At 29.4% G+C, this 17,030-nt stretch carries 19 protein-coding genes and 1 tRNA gene; 3 read left to right on the top strand and 17 right to left on the bottom strand.

The window, feature by feature from the left end; translation table 11 throughout:
• The 13 genes from CARM_RS01795 to CARM_RS01735 form a co-directional block, all read right to left on the bottom strand.
• Entirely contained in the window at positions 1-213 is a 213-nt protein-coding gene (locus CARM_RS01795) for a DUF4006 family protein (RefSeq protein ID WP_139424550.1), read from the bottom strand.
• Positions 213-1,091, bottom strand: coding sequence for a cbb3-type cytochrome c oxidase N-terminal domain-containing protein (locus CARM_RS01790; protein ID WP_139424548.1), 879 nt, complete (start codon positions 1,089-1,091; stop codon positions 213-215). The genes CARM_RS01795 and CARM_RS01790 overlap by 1 nt, the downstream gene beginning before the upstream one ends.
• The gene (locus tag CARM_RS01785) at positions 1,091-1,294 is read right to left on the bottom strand and encodes a cytochrome c oxidase, cbb3-type, CcoQ subunit (protein WP_139424546.1); all 204 of its coding nucleotides are present in this window, start codon (positions 1,292-1,294) and stop codon (positions 1,091-1,093) included. The genes CARM_RS01790 and CARM_RS01785 overlap by 1 nt, the downstream gene beginning before the upstream one ends.
• Positions 1,295-1,302: 8 nt before the next feature.
• Entirely contained in the window at positions 1,303-1,968 is a 666-nt protein-coding gene (gene ccoO / locus CARM_RS01780; protein WP_139424544.1) for a cytochrome-c oxidase, cbb3-type subunit II, read from the bottom strand.
• An 11-nt stretch (positions 1,969-1,979) separates the two neighbouring features.
• Positions 1,980-3,446 carry a cytochrome-c oxidase, cbb3-type subunit I gene (gene ccoN, locus CARM_RS01775; RefSeq protein WP_139424542.1) on the bottom strand — a complete coding sequence of 489 codons (1,467 nt, stop codon included), beginning with the start codon at positions 3,444-3,446 and terminating at the stop codon, positions 1,980-1,982.
• Between the two features lie 105 nt (positions 3,447-3,551).
• Positions 3,552-4,214: a sulfite exporter TauE/SafE family protein gene (locus tag CARM_RS01770; RefSeq protein WP_139424540.1), complete on the bottom strand. Its 663-nt coding sequence runs from the start codon at positions 4,212-4,214 to the stop codon at positions 3,552-3,554.
• On the bottom strand, positions 4,211-5,329 hold the full coding sequence (gene carA, locus CARM_RS01765; RefSeq protein ID WP_139424539.1) for a glutamine-hydrolyzing carbamoyl-phosphate synthase small subunit: 1,119 nt from the start codon (positions 5,327-5,329) through the stop codon (positions 4,211-4,213). The genes CARM_RS01770 and carA overlap by 4 nt, the downstream gene beginning before the upstream one ends.
• Positions 5,326-5,877 carry a DUF507 family protein gene (locus CARM_RS01760; RefSeq protein WP_139424537.1) on the bottom strand — a complete coding sequence of 184 codons (552 nt, stop codon included), beginning with the start codon at positions 5,875-5,877 and terminating at the stop codon, positions 5,326-5,328. Before CARM_RS01760 ends, carA begins: the two co-directional genes overlap by 4 nt.
• A 61-nt stretch (positions 5,878-5,938) precedes the next feature.
• The gene (locus CARM_RS01755; RefSeq protein ID WP_167507498.1) at positions 5,939-6,457 is read right to left on the bottom strand and encodes a MotE family protein; all 519 of its coding nucleotides are present in this window, start codon (positions 6,455-6,457) and stop codon (positions 5,939-5,941) included.
• The gene (locus CARM_RS01750; RefSeq protein WP_139424533.1) at positions 6,454-6,873 is read right to left on the bottom strand and encodes a flagellar FliJ family protein; all 420 of its coding nucleotides are present in this window, start codon (positions 6,871-6,873) and stop codon (positions 6,454-6,456) included. The genes CARM_RS01755 and CARM_RS01750 overlap by 4 nt, the downstream gene beginning before the upstream one ends.
• The gene (locus CARM_RS01745) at positions 6,870-8,120 is read right to left on the bottom strand and encodes an adenylosuccinate synthase (RefSeq protein WP_139424531.1); all 1,251 of its coding nucleotides are present in this window, start codon (positions 8,118-8,120) and stop codon (positions 6,870-6,872) included. The genes CARM_RS01750 and CARM_RS01745 overlap by 4 nt, the downstream gene beginning before the upstream one ends.
• Positions 8,121-8,144: 24 nt before the next feature.
• Positions 8,145-8,242, bottom strand: a tRNA-Sec gene (locus CARM_RS01740).
• 81 nt (positions 8,243-8,323) lie between these two features.
• The gene (locus CARM_RS01735; protein ID WP_039666645.1) at positions 8,324-8,569 is read right to left on the bottom strand and encodes a helix-turn-helix domain-containing protein; all 246 of its coding nucleotides are present in this window, start codon (positions 8,567-8,569) and stop codon (positions 8,324-8,326) included.
• Positions 8,570-8,668: 99 nt separating this feature from the next.
• Here CARM_RS01735 and CARM_RS01730 point away from each other — a divergent pair, with 99 nt between their 5' ends.
• Genes CARM_RS01730 through CARM_RS01720 form a run of 3 tightly spaced genes read left to right on the top strand, consistent with a single transcriptional unit; the run spans position 8,669 to position 10,229 of the window.
• A complete protein-coding gene (locus tag CARM_RS01730; protein ID WP_139424530.1) occupies positions 8,669-8,965 on the top strand; it encodes a hypothetical protein in 297 nt (98 codons plus the stop codon).
• Positions 8,966-8,977: 12 nt separating this feature from the next.
• A complete protein-coding gene (locus CARM_RS01725) occupies positions 8,978-9,145 on the top strand; it encodes a hypothetical protein (RefSeq protein WP_158336262.1) in 168 nt (55 codons plus the stop codon).
• Position 9,146: 1 nt separating this feature from the next.
• Positions 9,147-10,229 carry a hypothetical protein gene (locus CARM_RS01720; RefSeq protein WP_139424528.1) on the top strand — a complete coding sequence of 361 codons (1,083 nt, stop codon included), beginning with the start codon at positions 9,147-9,149 and terminating at the stop codon, positions 10,227-10,229.
• Between the two features lie 19 nt (positions 10,230-10,248).
• Here the strand turns inward: CARM_RS01720 and putP are convergent, their stop codons facing one another.
• The 4 genes from putP to yedF all read right to left on the bottom strand — a co-directional run bounded on the left by putP (position 10,249) and on the right by yedF (position 16,987).
• Positions 10,249-11,730: a sodium/proline symporter PutP gene (gene putP / locus CARM_RS01715; RefSeq protein ID WP_139424526.1), complete on the bottom strand. Its 1,482-nt coding sequence runs from the start codon at positions 11,728-11,730 to the stop codon at positions 10,249-10,251.
• Positions 11,731-11,741: 11 nt separating this feature from the next.
• Complete coding sequence (locus CARM_RS01710; protein ID WP_139424524.1) at positions 11,742-15,239, bottom strand: proline dehydrogenase family protein; 3,498 nt, start codon at positions 15,237-15,239, stop codon at positions 11,742-11,744.
• A gap of 141 nt (positions 15,240-15,380) precedes the next feature.
• Positions 15,381-16,412: a selenide, water dikinase SelD gene (selD, locus tag CARM_RS01705; RefSeq protein ID WP_139424521.1), complete on the bottom strand. Its 1,032-nt coding sequence runs from the start codon at positions 16,410-16,412 to the stop codon at positions 15,381-15,383.
• Positions 16,409-16,987 (bottom strand): sulfurtransferase-like selenium metabolism protein YedF, encoded by a 579-nt coding sequence (gene yedF / locus CARM_RS01700; RefSeq protein ID WP_139424519.1) that lies wholly within the window; start codon positions 16,985-16,987, stop codon positions 16,409-16,411. Before yedF ends, selD begins: the two co-directional genes overlap by 4 nt.
• Positions 16,988-17,030 lie beyond the last annotated feature (43 nt).

The raw sequence follows: 17,030 nt of genomic DNA, 5'->3' as shown, positions 1-17,030 counted from the left end.
TCATTCCTTTATAATAATGTGTTCGTTTCTTTTAGAATCAAACATTTTAATTTGCTCTGCATTTTCTAATTTATATGGTTTTTGCATAACATTTTGCTGTGCTTGAAGTCCCAAAATAGTAAGTCCTGCTAAAATTGATAGCAATAAAACAGTTGCTATTAACATTCCACTTACACCTGAAAGTGAAAATACGCATCTATTTGAATTTTCCATTATTCACCCTTTGAAAGAGAAATAGCATATTCGCTAACTGCTTCTTTTTGAAGCTCATTTAATAGACCATTATTAAAGTGAGGCATTACACCTATACTTCCTGCTTTACCTCGATTTAAAACATCTACTACAAATTCAGCACTACCATACTTTGTTAAATCTGGAGCTACCAATTGTCCATCAATAGTTCCATTTCCATTTTCACCATGACAAACACTACAAGTTACAAAAAGTTCCTTTCCTTTTGCTACAAGTTGAGGATTTTCAGTTTTTTTAATTGCTGAAATTTCAGAAGCAACATAAGCAGCAATGGCAGGTATATCAGCTTCCTCTATACCATTTTCTGCTGCACTTAACATTTCACCCATAGGATAATTCATACCTTTAGAACCTTTGGTGATCACTTCTATAAGACCTTCTTCAGAACCCCATATGTTAAGATTTTGTGCCTTTCCATTAATTCCATCACCTGTAATTCCATGACAAGAAGAACATTGAACTAAGAAAATATTTTTTCCCATTTCTCGTTTATCTTGCGCACTTAAATTTGAGAATTTTTGCGCAAATTTCTCATTATGAGCTTGTACTTCTTTATTATACTCACCAATTTGAGAATAACTATTTAAAGGGTATCCCCAAAGAAAATACCATATACACCAAACAATTGACAAGAAAAATACTACAGCCCAACCAAGTGGTATAGGATTTTTAAATTCACCTATACCATCCCAATTATGCTCACTTAGCTCACCTTGACTCTTTTCTTCCTTCATACTTTTAAACAATTTTCCTACCACAACAAGAGTAATTAAGATGATAAGAATTGCTCCAATAAAAGATAATAAATTAACATTATCTTGTAAATTCAACCATTGCATTAAGCACTCCTTTTATTTTGCTCTAAAACACGATCGCTGATTTCATCATGTAATGCTAAATCAGCATACTTTTCATAGTTTCTTCTACCTGTTTTTTCAGATTTATACAAATGAAATAAATAAGAATATAAAACTACTACTAAAAAAACAACAAGAGCAAAAAAGCCATAAGCTTGTAATTCTCTCATTAGTTCTAAATTCATTTTTTTTCCTATTTTAAACTATTAAGATACGCGATTAAAGCCACAATCTCTCTAATCTCACCTCTAGCAAACGCATCTTTAACATCTTGATTTTTCATTTGATCTACTATAGCTTGAGCTTCTGCTTTAACTTCTGCTTGTGCTTCTTCCCAAGTGCCAAGTTTAGTACCATTTTCCATATCATAAGGCACATTGAAAACTTTTTTAACAGTTAGTGCTTCTGCATAAGCTGTTTCTATATTTGCATTATTGCTAAACATATGTTTATAAGCTGGCATAATAGAACCAGGTACCACAGATACTGGATCCCACATATGGTTTTCATGCCAATCAGTGGTTCTAAAATTGCCTATACGCAATAAATCAGGTCCTGTTCTTTTTGAACCCCATAAGAATGGTCTATCATAAGCATATTCACCACTTACTGAATACATACCATAACGATCTGTTTCTGATTTAAAAGGACGAATAAGTTGAGAATGACATGCATTGCAACTTTCTTTTATATAGGCATTACGCCCTGCAAGCTGTAACACAGTGTAAGGTTTTTTTCCTTCAATTGGTCTTGCATTTTGTGCAAAATCAGGCAAAACTTCTACAATTCCTGCATAAGCAATCACAATAAATACCGCTACAGCAAAAAAGAATGGATTTTTTTCTAACCAACTAAACATATTTTTCCTCCTTATGCTGCCATAGGTGAAGCACTTTTTGGCTCTTTATCAAGTACTCTACCCACTGCGATTGATTTATAAATGTTATAAATAAACATGAAAAATCCTACTAAATATAACAAGCCACCAACAGCTCTAATCCAGTAATAAGGAACAATAGCCTCAACAGTATCAATGAAAGTATAAAGTAAATTACCATACTCATCAGTTGCTCTCCACATCATACCTTGAGTAATACCAGCTATCCACATAGAGCTAAAGTACAATACTATACCTGTAGTTTGAATCCAAAATTGAGCTTCCATTAGTGATTTACTATAAAGTTCTCTTTTAAACATTCTTGGAACCATATGATAAAGAGCTGCCATAGTCATAAAACCAACCCATCCAAGTGTTCCATCATGAACATGGCCTGGAATCCAATCTGTAAAGTGTGCTAATGCATTTACTGATTTTATAGAAAGAATAGGACCTTCTAAAGTTGAGAACATATAAAAAGTTGAAGCAAGTATCATAAATTTAATCAATGGGCTTTCTCTTAATTGACCCCACTCACCTTTCATAGTAAGCAAGATATTAATCGCTGAACCCCAAGAAGGCAAAATAAGAACAATTGAAAAAACAGAACCCATAGTTTGCATCCAATCAGGCACAGTTGAATAAATCAAATGGTGACCACCAGCCCATAGATAAACAAACATTAAGCCCCAAAATGCAAATAAAGATAATTTATAAGAGAAAATTGGCTGCCCACTTTCTTTTGGTAAGAAATAATAAATTTGAGCAATAATACCAACGGTGAATACAAATGCAACCGCATTATGTCCATACCACCATTGAACTAAGGCATCATTTGTTCCTGCATACATAGAAACGCTATGCCACCAATCACCCATTCCGCTTACAAAATAAGTAGGTACAGACATATTGTTAAACAAATAAAGCATTGCAATTCCTAAAAATGTAGCAATATAATACCAAAGTGAAACATATAAGGTTTTTTCACGACGGATTCCAATAAGCCCAAAAATGCTCACACCCCATAAAACCCAAACTAAAACTACCAATATATCAAGCGGCCATTCAAGTTCAGCATATTCTTTTGATGTACTAATACCTGCAAACAAAGTAATAACAGCTATAATCATAGTAATCATATAAAGCCAAAAGTGTAATTTACCAACAAACATTAAAAAGCTTGATTCTGCCATACTAACTTTTAGCACACGCTGACCAATATAATACCAAGTAGCCCAAATTCCTGAAAGCATAAAACCAAAAATTACACCTGAAGTGTGTAATGGTCTAAGTCTTGAAAAAGTGCCATACTCACCAGCTAAATAGTTTAAATCCGGATAAGCCATTTGAAAGGCAATAAATGTTCCAATGGCCATACCAATAACACCAAACAATAAGGTAGCAAACATGAAATATTTAGCAACCGTATAGTCATAGTTCAATGCATTTCCTGGGTGCATTTCCTCTCCTTAATTTTTTTTATGCATAAGCAATCCATATATTATATGATAATTAATATCTTTTTTTGCTTAAATTCTTTTAAGTATTTATCATTTGTTAATAAACTATCTTGTAAAAGTAAAACCAATATATGAAAAATATAAGCCATAACCAAAGATTAAGATATAAGAAATTAGGCTTGCTATTTTTTGAAATTTATCATTTAATACTTTAGAAAAATATGCAAAAAATACAAGAGCAGGTAAAGTAGAAAGTCCAAATACCAACATAATTAAAGCAGCTAAATATATATCTTGCACACTCATACTAAATGCAATATAAAAATACACCAATCCACAAGGAACAAAACCATTTAAAAAACCGAGTATAATAGTACTTTTTAGAGATTTTTGTTTCATTAGTTTTAAAATATTATTTTTTATAAAAAAATCAAAAAATATTGAATTTTCAAAAAAAGATAGTAATTTTCCTTTAAAAATCAAAGCAAAAGCTAAAATTATCATAAAAATTCCAATTACAAAAAACATAATACCTTTTGCAAATTCACTAAAAGAAATTAAATTTCCAAAAATTCCAAAAAGAATACCTAAACAAACATAGGCAAAAATTCTTGAAAAATGATATGATAGAATCAATAAAAAAAAAGGAAGTTTGATTTGCTTTGAAAATTGAGTATAAGCCAATATAAGACCTCCACACATTCCATAACAATGTCCTAAACTTGAAAGAAAGGCTATACTCGCCAAAGCAATAAAATCTAAATTCACAAAAGCTCTAAAAATTCTTTAAAAATGTACTTACTCTCATGTGGTCCTGAGGAACTTTCTGGATGGTGTTGTACTGATATAATAGGATAGTTTTTATATTTTACACCCTCTACATTATCACCAAATAAATTTCTATGAGTGATGGTTGCAACCTCTGCTATTTCTTCTGGAACATTATAGTTGTGATTTTGGGCAGTAATTTCTACAGTATTATTTATAAGATTAATTACAGGGTGATTTGCACCATGCTGACCGAACTTCATCTTATAAGTTTCATAGCCAAAAGCATTACTTAAAAGTTGATGCCCTAAGCAAATACCGAGCATAGGAATTTTAGCTTCTGCTAGTTTTTTAATCTCAACTATTTCATCCTTTAAAATTTTTGGCTCTCCTGGACCATTTGATAAAAATACTCCATGAATTTTGCCCTTTTGATACAAATCAATCAAATCCTTTGCCTTGGTATTATAAGGAAAAACCTCTACTTCTAGACCAACATTTACAAGCTCATTTAAAATATTTTCTTTGACACCATAGTCTAACACAGCAATTTTTTTACCACTTGAACTAATGCTTTCATATTTTTTAGTAATATGATTCCAAGCACCTTTATTATGTTTATATGAATTTTTAGTGCTTACTTGTGCTACATAATTTACCTCATCAATTTTTGCACTTGAAAAAAGCATTTTTTTTAATTCTTCTTTGTCTTTAATTTCAGTAGAAATAACAGCTCTTAAATTGCCATAATCTCTAATCATTTTAACTAAAAATCTTGTATCAACTTCACAAAGTCCTATTTTTTTATACTTTTTTAAATATGCATCTAAAGAATTATTTGCTCTAAAATTAGAATATTGTTCATTTAATTCTCTTACAATCATTCCACTAGCAAATACTTCTTTGCTTTCATTATCTTCATCATTTACACCAACTATACCAATTTCAGGCATTGAAAAAACTATAAATTGTCCTGCATATGAAGGATCAGAAATAATTTCTTGATAACCTGTTAAAGAAGTATTAAAAACAAGTTCTCCAAAAAAAGTTCCGCTTTCTCCAAAAGCTTTAGCGCTTAAAAAAACATCATTTTCTATATAAATATACGCTTTCATAAAAGTCCCTTTTTTCTAAGCTCTTCTTGATAAAGTTTTTCAAATACCAACTCATACTCTTCAGAGCCTGGAATAAGCTTTCTTTTATAGTTTGAAATTTTTTCATAAACCACATCTTCTAATTTTTCATATTCTTTTAAATATGCCATAATACTTGAAAATATTAGATTTTTTACACGATTTTCAGATACATTATAATTTATCAAATCCCCTTCTACTAGATTTTCTAAAATTTTATGAGAAAGATTATTATATCTATCTTCACTATCAAGTATAAATTTAAACTCACTTGCTAACTTCTTTTTGATCATCCAAAACATACTTTTTCTATCTATTTGCATAAACTCAATCTCATCTTCTTGACTTTCTAAAAGCTCTTTAGCTTTTTCATCAAGCTTACGCTCATTTAATACATCAATTTCTAAAATATCCTTCGTAACTTTTATAAGCTTTTGATTATCATCTTTAATTTTAACAAAAGAAGAATGCATTAAATCAAGTATTATTTTATTTGCTATATAAGGTATATGGGCTGGTTTGATACGCATTTATCCACCTTTTTATTTTTATTGAAATAATACTAAAAAAAAGGTAAAAACTGCTTAAAAGTTACTGCGAACTTGCATTTTGATCTAAATTTTTAAGAAGTAGTGTTAAATCGGAAGCTTTTTTAGGATCCATCTTAGCCATAATAGATGAAATTTTTCTAGGATCAAGCGAGAGCAAAATTTTAGATGCTTCTTCACTATCCATTTCACTAAGTATGCCAGCAACTGCAACATCTTTCATTTTTGCATAAATTTCTGTGATACGCCCCATTGTCTTATCATTAATTACTTGCAAATTCTGCTTAGTCGCTTCTAAAATCCGTTCATTTTGCTCTTTTAAAATTTTAATTTGCTCTAAACTTGCATTGATATCAGTCTCTTTTTGTACTAAAGCTTGCATTTTTTCTTTTTGCAAAGCTTCAAAAGATGCTTTATATGCTTCTAAGCTTTGTTTTGCTTCATCATATTCTCTAATTTGATCTTGCATTTGCTCTTTTCTAGCTTCAAAATACTGCTCGCAATTTTGCTGTGCATTTAAAATACTTAAAAAAACTAATAGATATATTATTTTTTTCATTATTTATCCTTATTAAAATGTCTTGTTATGGCAAGCTCATCTATAAATTTTTCTTCTTCTTTTTGTAAAGCCTTTTGAATTTTTTTTAATTCTTCATTTTCTAATACTTTTATTTTTTCAAATTCTAAATGGGCTTTTTTATATAGATGCTGATGATGGACAAGTTCTTTTTTAGTTAAATCTAATTTTTGTTTAATTCTTTGCTTGCCCTCTCTTGCAATTTCTTGCAATTTTAAAGAAGATCTTAGAAGTGCTATTGAGCCCTTATCAGCCAAAGTTAAGCTTTCACAAGTTTTCGAAGCCTCTTTAAATTCTTCTTCGCATTGCAAAAGCTTTTGTCTTGTTTTTGTTAAATTCGCTTCTGCTTTATCAAGCTGTTGTTTTCTAAGCTTAATCACAGAAGAATATTTGCTTTTCATAAAATGATAGTATCTTCTCTTTCAGGACTTGTAGAGATATAGCCTACTTTTACTCCACTTAATTCTTCTAAACGCTTAATATATTTTTTTGCATTTTCAGGTAATAAATCATAATCTCTAATCCCTGCAACCTTATCCCAACCTTCCATTACCTCATAAATTGGTTTAACATTTTCTAAATCACAAGGCACATAATCTATTTCTTGTCCTTTATATTCATAAGCTTTGCAAATTTTAATACTTTCAAATCCATCTAAAACATCAAGTTTCATTAAAGATAAAGTATCTAATCCATTTAATCTTGCAGTGTATCTTACAGCTACTGCATCAAACCAACCACATCTTCTTTTTCTACCGGTACTCACACCAATTTCTTTTCCAATAAGTCCTATTTTTTCACCATCTTCACCTAAATCTTCACTTGGAAACGCTCCGTTTCCTACTCTTGTTGTATAAGCTTTTACTATACCTATAACTTTTCCAATTTCCTTTGGATTTAATCCCAAACCACTCAACGCTCCAGCTGAAATAGTTGTTGAACTAGTTACATAAGGATAAGTTCCATGATCAATATCAAGCATAGAACCTTGTGCACCTTCTAAAAGCACCTTTTTATCTTCATCTAAAGCCTTCCAAAGCATTCTTGTAGTATCTGTAATATATGGTGCTAAAACTTCTTTAAAGCGTTTTAAATCTTTTAAAATTTCGTCATAATTTGGCATATCAATACCAAGTGCAGCAAAATAAGCTTTTTTAAGTTCGAAATCTTTCATTAAATTTTCACATAATTTTTCAGGTTCTAAAAGCTCACCTACTCTATGCCCATTACGGCTAATTTTATCTTCATAGCTTGGACCTATACCCTTACCCGTTGTTCCTATAGCTTTATCGCCTTTAAGTCTTTCTCTTGCCTGATCAATTAAAGCATGATGATTTAAATTTAAATGTGCTCTATCGCTTATAAATAATCTTCCTTCTAAATTCTCAAATTGAGCCATTTCGCTAATTAATGCATCAGGATTAACCACAACTCCATTTCCAATAACATTAATACATTTCTTATTCAAAACACCAGAAGGAACTAAATGTAAAGCATATCTTATACCATCAACCCATATAGTATGACCCGCATTATGCCCACCTGCACTTCTGCATACATAATCATAATTTTCGCATAATTTATCTACTATTTTGCCTTTACCTTCATCACCCCATTGGATTCCAACGACAATATCTGCTTTACTCATAAAAACTCCATTTCGACTTAAATTTGGCGAGAAGGTGAGAGAATCGAACTCCCCAAAGAATAGTCAACTACCCTTTCATCTGATTTGAAGTCAGTGGCCATCACCAGATAAGCTAACCTTCCAAAAGAATTATTATACCTTAACATTTTTTAATTAAAACAAAAATTAAATCAATGAAATGTCTAAATTAATGTGGTTTATTTTTATATCCCTTTAAAAAATTCCATCAAATCTACTTCTAAAATTTGTGAAATTTTCAACAGATGTTCTATATTAAAATGTTGTTTTTTATGATAAATTTCAGCACAAGATACAAGACTCACTGACTTATGACCCATAGCTAATGATAATTCTAATTGAGTAATGTGTTTTGTTTCTCTAATTTTTTTAACATTTAAACCTATTGTTTTATAAGCATTCTCAATATAATCTTTATCTATATTTTTCATTACAACTTGTTATAGTAAGTTTTTTTTAATTTTATTTTTAATAAAATATGTTTTCAACTTGTTATAACAAGTTTTTATTTTACAAATAAAGGAAAGATTATGTTAAAAAAATTATCTTTACTATCTAGCGTATTAGTTTTTTGCGCTTGTTCATCTTCTACAGAAGAAAAAATAACAAAACAAATAACCAATGCATGCGAATATGTAAGTATGGATAGAAAAATATGTTCTTGTTTATCTAAGGAAATTGTAAAAAAATTTACAGAAGATGAATTAAAAATAATAGGCATGAATTCTATAGAACTACAAAAACATCCTCAAGAATTTAATCGTATTCAGGAAAAAATAATGTATTTAATGAATGATCAAAGTCTAATTGAAAAATGTATTAAGTAATTAAGGAAAATAATGTCATTAAAAGTAAAAATAATTATTATATATTTTATAATAGCAATTATTAGAGGTATGTACTACCAACTTACAACAAATACAGATACAAGTAGTTATGGAATAGGTTATGTAATAGGTGTTGGTTTGGGATGGCCTATACAATTATTATCATGGTTTTTTAATTAAAATGAAAAATTTAAGCACATTTGTATCTATAAACAACTCTGATAAAATTTACATAAAGCCAAATATACCAAAGCCTAAACTTTTTAATGCAATAAATTCTTATGCCTTAGGAATAGATCCTAATGAAGTAGAAATTTTAATCGATGAAACACTATTTGGAAGTTCTAAAAATGGAGCAATTATTACACAAGTATATTTTATTTGTAAAGAAGATTTTGAAGATATATACTCTATAGAGCTTCAAAATTTACAATCTTTTAAAATAAAAAAAGGACTGACAGGTAATAAATTATATATTAATGAAAAATATATTATGACATTCACACAAGCTAGTTTTAATGAACTAGAAAATATTTTTAAAAACATAAAACTATACTTAAATCAAAAAGATTTTATTGATATATCAACAAAATCAAATCAAAATCTATGTATATTTAAAAATATATCGCGAAATAATTTAGAAAATATTTTTAAAATACATAATAGCCTTTTAGTTAAAGGATTAAAATATTTTACATATGATGAATCAAATAATATTAGTGATTTAATATCTAAGTATTATATTAATAGCTTTACATATATACAAAAAAAATACATAAACAATCAAACAAAAGAATATTTTAAAAATGATTTTGCATATTTTGAAATAATAACAATGTTAACCATTCTACTGGAAAGAGAAATTGCAACAAATTTCAATATACAAGAAAATAATTTAAAAAATATAATAAACCAAGGTTTATATAAATTAATGCAAGATCGAAAAATGATCAATTTAATAAATATAAATATGCAATCATATGATTATAATATATATAACATAATAGAATGTTTCTCCATAAAAATGTTTTTAAACAATTTTTATGAGAAAATAATATTTCCACAAGAAATTGAACAACATTTACAAAACGAAAAATTGTTGATTTTTTTACAAAAGCTATTTAATGATAATTTTGATATTGAAAACTCATTCGATACTCTTTTTGAAAAACTTTTAAAAATTTTTACACCATGGATTCAAGATGTAGAGCTTAAATTTTTTGTAGAAAATACGGCAAGCAATATTATAGATAAACTAATCTAAAAAAGATTAGTTTATCTAACTACAAATGCTTTAACATAGTTTCATAAGCTGCTTTGGTTCCTGGACGCACTTTTGTTACTAAACTAACTAAAACAATCACCACAGAAGCAGCTAAGAATCCAGGGATAATTTCATAAATTGGGAAATTAAGCCACTCAGCTAAGAAATTTTTATATACTACTACCATAGCAGCGCCTGTAATCATACCTGCAATGGCAGCATATCTAGTCATTTTTGACCAAAACAACGAAAATAACATCACTGAACCAAAACTTGCACCAAATCCTGCCCAAGCATAAGCTACTATGCTTAAAACACTTGAGTTTTTATCAGTAGAAATGATAAAAGCAATCACCGCAACAGCTAAAACTCCAAATCTACCTAAAGTCATAACCATTTTGTTTGAAGCTTCTTTATTAAAAATTCTTTTATAAAAGTCTTCTGCTATAGTTGAACTTGAAACAAGCAATTGTGAACTTGCAGTACTCATAATAGCTGCCAATATAGCACTAAGTAAAACACCAGCTATCCAAGGATTAAAAAGAAGTTGAGACATTACGATAAAAATCTTTTCAGGATCTTGCAAACTAAGTTCAAATTTACTCACATAAGCTATACCTAAAATACCTATAAAACAAGCACCAATTAAAGATATAATCATCCAAGAAATTCCTACAAAAGTAGCAGTTGGAATATCTTTAGTTGATCTTATAGACATAAAACGCACTAGAATATGTGGCTGTCCAAAATATCCAAGTCCCCATGAAAGTGCTGAAACTATACCTAAAAAACTCAATCCTTCTCCCATAGAAAAAGTATTTGGCTTGATTTCTTTGACTATATTAACAGCTTCACCAAATCCGCCCAAATGATAAATCATTACTATAGGCACGATAATCAAAGCACTCATCATTAAAAGACCTTGAATCAAGTCCGTCCAACAAACTGCTTTGTATCCACCCAAGAATGTATAAGCAACTATAATCACGGTTCCTGTGGTAAGTGCATAGTCATATTGGATTCCAAATGTTGCTTCAAAAAGCTTTGCTCCACCTACAAGTCCAGAAGAAACATAAAAAGTAAAAAATATCAAGATAACAATAGCACAAACTACTCTTAAAATATGTTTATCATCATCAAATCTTGTTTCAAAATAATCTGGAATTGTAATAGAATTTGCAATCACACTAGTGTAAATTCTAAGTCTTTTTGCTACAAAAGTCCAGTTTAAAAACGCACCTATGCTAAGTCCTATTGCAATATAACTTTCAGCCAAGCCACTTACATATAAAGCTCCTGGTAAACCCATCAAAAGCCAACCGCTCATATCAGAAGCTCCTGCACTAAGTGCAGAAACTACTGGTCCCATAGAACGACCACCTAAAAAATAGTCCTCTGAATTTTTATTTTGCTTATAAAAATAAAAACCTATAAAAAGCATTAATGCTGAATATGCGACAAACATTATCGCAATTTGTGTATTGATTTGAACTACCTCCATTTATTCTCCTTTTATTTTAAAGCACGAATACCTAAATTTCCATAACGATGGAAAGATATACTTAAAGCTTTCTCATTATGATACAAAAGCAACTCAAAACGTCCATTTATTAAAGGCTTAGCATTGGCAATAACTTTTGCACAACTTGCTGCTTTTTTGAAAACTTCATCATTTACATTTAACGGAGCAAAATAACGAATTCTTTCATAATCAGCTATTTTTCTAAGAAAATTTTCTTCACTTTCTTTGCATAGTAAAGTTTTTGTGCTTATTTTTTGATTGATTTTTTGCACAAGATCAATTTTTTCATGTTCATCATAACTTAATAAAAGATCGATATTTAACACACTTGCTGCTAAAACAACCCCTAAAATATCTTTTAAACTATCATCTTTATGCACTCTATAAGCGATATTTTTAACCTTTGTATAAGAGAAAAGATTATCCTCACCTCTAATATTGACATAATCTTTCGCACTCGCAAATTCATGTTTTGCATGGTAAGCATAGCTTCTTGCCATAGCTTTAATGACTTCAAAATCGGCTTTATCTTTTTCATTTAAATCTAAGCTTAAAGCATTTAAATTTGATACTAATTCATTGTCCAAAACATTTTGATCAGCTTGACTTTGTTCTATATCCATAAATTGGGTGATATAATTATAAATTCCCACCTTTCTACCAAAACCAATTGCTGATTTTTTAATACCACCAAAAGGTTGTCTAAGAACTATAGCACCTGTTGTTGGTTTATTAATATAAATATTTCCTGCCTCTATGTGAGTATGAAAATACTCCCACTCACGCTCATCTAAGCTTTCAAATCCTGCTGTAAGTCCATAACCTGTAGAATTTACTATATCAATAGCTTCTTTTAAATTTTTTGCTTTCATTACAGTTAAAATTGGCGCAAAAAGCTCGTTCATATGTGTAAAATCACCTTTCTTAGTACCATATTTAATACCCGGGGTTAAAAGATAAGGATTGTTATCTACAAATCTTGGCTTTAAAGCCCAACTTTCATAAGGAGCTAACTCATCTAAAGCTTTTTGTAATTTTGCATCTGGTTTATCCGCTAAGGCACCAAGTTTATTTTTAAACACAAAAGGATTTCCTACTGCCATAGAGTTTGCAGCATCCACCAAAGTCTTTTTAAATTCTTCATCTTCATAAACTTCTTCTTCTAAAACAAGTAAAGAAGTAGCTGAACATTTTTGACCTGAATTTGAAAATGCTGAATGAATGATGTTTTTAATCGCACTATCACGATCGGCAAATTTAGAAACAATAGTTGCGTTTTTACCGCCTGTTTCAGCACTTAAAAGCAGTGTTGGATTAGCTTTAAGCATTGCATAAGCAGTTTCTTCTCCACCTGTTAATACTGAAAATTTCACACCTTGATCAACAAGCAAGTATTTTGATATATCACTACCTTTAGCAGGCAAGAAAATTAAAGCATCTTTTGGAATTCCTGCATCCCAAAAACATTTACAAAGCATATAACCTGTTAGCATAGACAAAGATGATGGTTTATATATCACTCTATTTCCTGCAGCAAGCGGAGCAGCTATGGTTCCTACTGAAATACCTACTGGGAAATTCCATGGAGCAATAACCACACCTATGCCTTTTGCTTTAAATGTAGTATTTGGATTTTGTTCTTTTAATTTTTCTAAAGAATGTGGATAAAATTCTAAAAAATCTATTGCTTCACTAACTTCAGGATCAATTTCTAAGAAAGTTTTTCCAACTTCTAATGCTGCTATACCTATTAAATCACCTCTGCGTTCTCTAACAAGTTGAGCAGTTTTTGCTAAAATTTTATAAATTTCATCATGACTTAACTCGCTAAAATTTGAATTTTTAGCCACATCTAAAGCATATTTAATCTCTGTTTCACCAGCTAAGTATGCTTTTCCTATGGTGCGATTATTGATTTTATCTTTTACTTCCACTACTTGTAAATTTTCATTTTTAATTTGCTCTTTTGCAACTGGATATACATCATAATTTTCTAAATTTTCATATTTAGTTCTTATATCTTTAGCCCACTCTCTATTTGCCTTTAAGATAAAATCAGTATCAGGTTCGTTTTTAAATTCTTTACTTTCGTAAGAACTAATAGCTTTTGCTTCGTTGTTTCTATCTTGTGTTCTATGAGTGGAATTATCTAAACTGGCGATGCCCTCTAAAGATTTTACAAATAATTCTTTTTGTGCTTGCCAATTAGCATCATTAACTTTGAGATTGAAAAAATATCTCATAAAATTATCTTCACTTGTATTTTCATCAAGTCTTCTAACTAAATACGCAATAGCGTTGTTAAAATGTGCTTCATCGCAAACTGGAGCATAAAGTATAAGATCATGCATTTTAGAAAGCTCATAAGAACACTGCAAACTCATACCTTCAAGCATTTCAAAAGTAAAAGATGATAAAGCTCCTGCTTGTGAAATTCTAGTATAAGCATAAGCAATTTCAAATAAATTATGACTTGCTATACCTATATTGATATATTTATAATTATCTCCTTCTAAAATAAAATCTAACATTTTATTATAATTGCTATCTGTATCAATCTTTTTATAAAAGGTCGGCAGAGCCCAACCTCTTTGTGAAGCTATAGTTTCTTCGCTTTCCATATTCGCTCCTTTAACAAAGCGAATTTTTATAGGCTTCATACCTTTTAAAACTCTTTCTTTTGAAAAAGCAAAAAGTTTTTTCAAATACTCATAAGAATCAGGTAAATAAGCTTGTAAAACAATACCTGCTTTAATATCAAATTTAGCAACACTTTCCATGAAAGCTTCAACAGTTAATTCTAAATCTCTAAATTCTTCCATATCAAGATTGATAAATTTAGATACACCTTGCCTTTTTTCTTCTTCTAATGCAAGAGCATATAATTTATCTAATCTTTTTACCACTTCATCTTTAGAATATTCAAAATCAATAATATTAATTTGGGAAAAAATAGTAGTAATCTTTATAGAAATATAAGTGATATAACTTGTTTTTAAAGCTTCTTCATATTTTCTCATTCTATAAGCACTTTCAGCTTCACCTAAAACTTCCTCTCCAATTAAATTTACATTCAAAGTAATTTTATCTTCATCTTTTCTTTTACGCATATGAGGTTCTAAAATGCTAGGATTTGCATCTAAAACCATAGCTTTGGTATCTTCTCTTAAATGTTTAATGAAAAATGGCACACTAAGCGTTGGTGCAAATTTTCCAAAATTTAAAAACGAGAAAAGTAAGAATTTTTCAAAAGCACTAAAAAAATCTGCTATACCATATTTATTTAAAGTATGTTCTATGAGTTCAAAACTTGCACTTTTATCCTTACATCTAAAAGATCGGTCTAATAACTCAATCAACATTACTTTATTTTTAGGATTATTTAAAAGTTTTTGCATTTTGGCGTGAAATTCTTTTTCACTTTGAGAGATATTACTTTCTATCTTTCTTTGTAACTCTTCTGCTAATTGCAAAGCTTTTTGTATCATTTTTTCCTCCACTTTAGATAGTTAATATGTACTTATGATACAAAAAATGCAACAAAAATCAACATATATTTAATTATAATTTGTCTTTATATGTTAAAAAGTAACAAATATAAACATATATTTTTGATTGTAAATAAAATATTAGCGTAATAATAAATAATTATGAGTATTTTTTACACATCGTGCAATAATTTTTGCTTCTATGTTTTCATCTTTTAGAACTTTTATAGCTTCATTAGCTTCCTTTTCACTCATAGCAGCTAAAAGTCCTCCTGAAGTTTGAGGATCAAAAAAAACTATATCTTTATCATTTTCATTTAAATTTTCAACCCAAGATTTTAAACTATCTTTATTTTTATAAGCCCCTGCAGGAATAATTCCCATATTAGCCATTGATAAGACTCCGTCCATTAAGGGAATTTCATTTTTATATACCTCAATCATAATATTTTTATTTAACATTTCTTTTAAATGCCCCAAAAGACCAAAACCTGTCACATCACTTAAAGCATTTAAACTTTTAAATCTTTTTAATATACGACTTGCATATACATTTAAAAAACTCATTTGATCTACTGCTTTTAGAATCTTTTCTTTTTCTAGCAGATTAGCTTTTATAGCGGTACTAATAATACCGCTGCCTATAGGCTTAGTAAGTAAAATTACATCACCATCTTTTGCATTATTATTCGCTATAAATTTTTTAGGATGTATTATACCTGTCACACTAAGACCAAAAATAAATTCATCATTTTCTATAGTATGACCACCCACTAGAACAGCTCCTGCTTCTTCAACCTTAGCTCTAGCACCCTCTAAAACTTCAAGTAAAATTTCATTTCCAAAATGACAAGTATCAAAACCTACGATATTTAAAGCATTAATCACTTCAGCACCCATTGCAAATGCATCACTTAAAGCATTAGCAGCAGCTATAGCACCAAAATGATATGCACTATCAACCACTGGGGTAATAAAATCAAGTGTTTGCACCAAAGCCAAATCTTCATTTAGCTTATAAACACTAGCATCTTCATTATTGCCAATACTACTTAAAATATTTTTATGCGGTTTTAGAATGCCAAGTATTTTGTCAAGACCCACCGAGTCTAATTTGGCAGCTCAACCCGCAGCTTTAACATATTGAGTTAATTTTTGATCTTTATATATCATAAAGAGATAATCTTAGCCTTTCCAAAAAGTTCATTTAAAATTTCATAAGCATTACCTATTTTACCTATTTTCAAATCTGCACTTTTGCCAAAAAATTCTAAACAAGCTCCGCAACTATAAATCTCAATCCCTAAATTTTCAAGCTCTTTCATAGCTTCAAAAGCCATATGAGAACAATCAGTATTAATCAAAACGCTATCATTAACGCAAAGAATTTTTTTAGGTTTATTAGGTAAATCTTTTAAAGTTTTTAAAAATCCTAACATTAAATTTTTTCCAAGTTCTCCATCGCCCACCTTATCACTTTTTAAAAATAAAACATTGTATTCTTGCAAATTTTGCTCTTGGGCTTGTGTTAAATTAAAATCTTTTATGATGCTAATAATACTCTCATCATTTACATCTTCAATGCTAAATTCCAAATTTAAAGATTTTAAAAATCTCGTTACATTTTCTTTGGAAGCTTGGGAGTTTAAAAGAATTTCTAAATTTTCATTTTCTTTTAATTCTTCTAAAGCTTTTTTTGTTTCTATCACAGGACGCGGACAAGCTAAATCTCTACAATCAATTTTCATTTTTTACCTTTTTTAATTAATGATATATTTTTATAACTTGCAT

It is taken from the genome of Campylobacter armoricus (genome assembly GCF_013372105.1).
GTDB lineage: Bacteria > Campylobacterota > Campylobacteria > Campylobacterales > Campylobacteraceae > Campylobacter_D > Campylobacter_D armoricus.
Note: the sequence above shows the minus strand (reverse complement) of the source record. Positions and strands in the feature narration are given on the sequence as shown.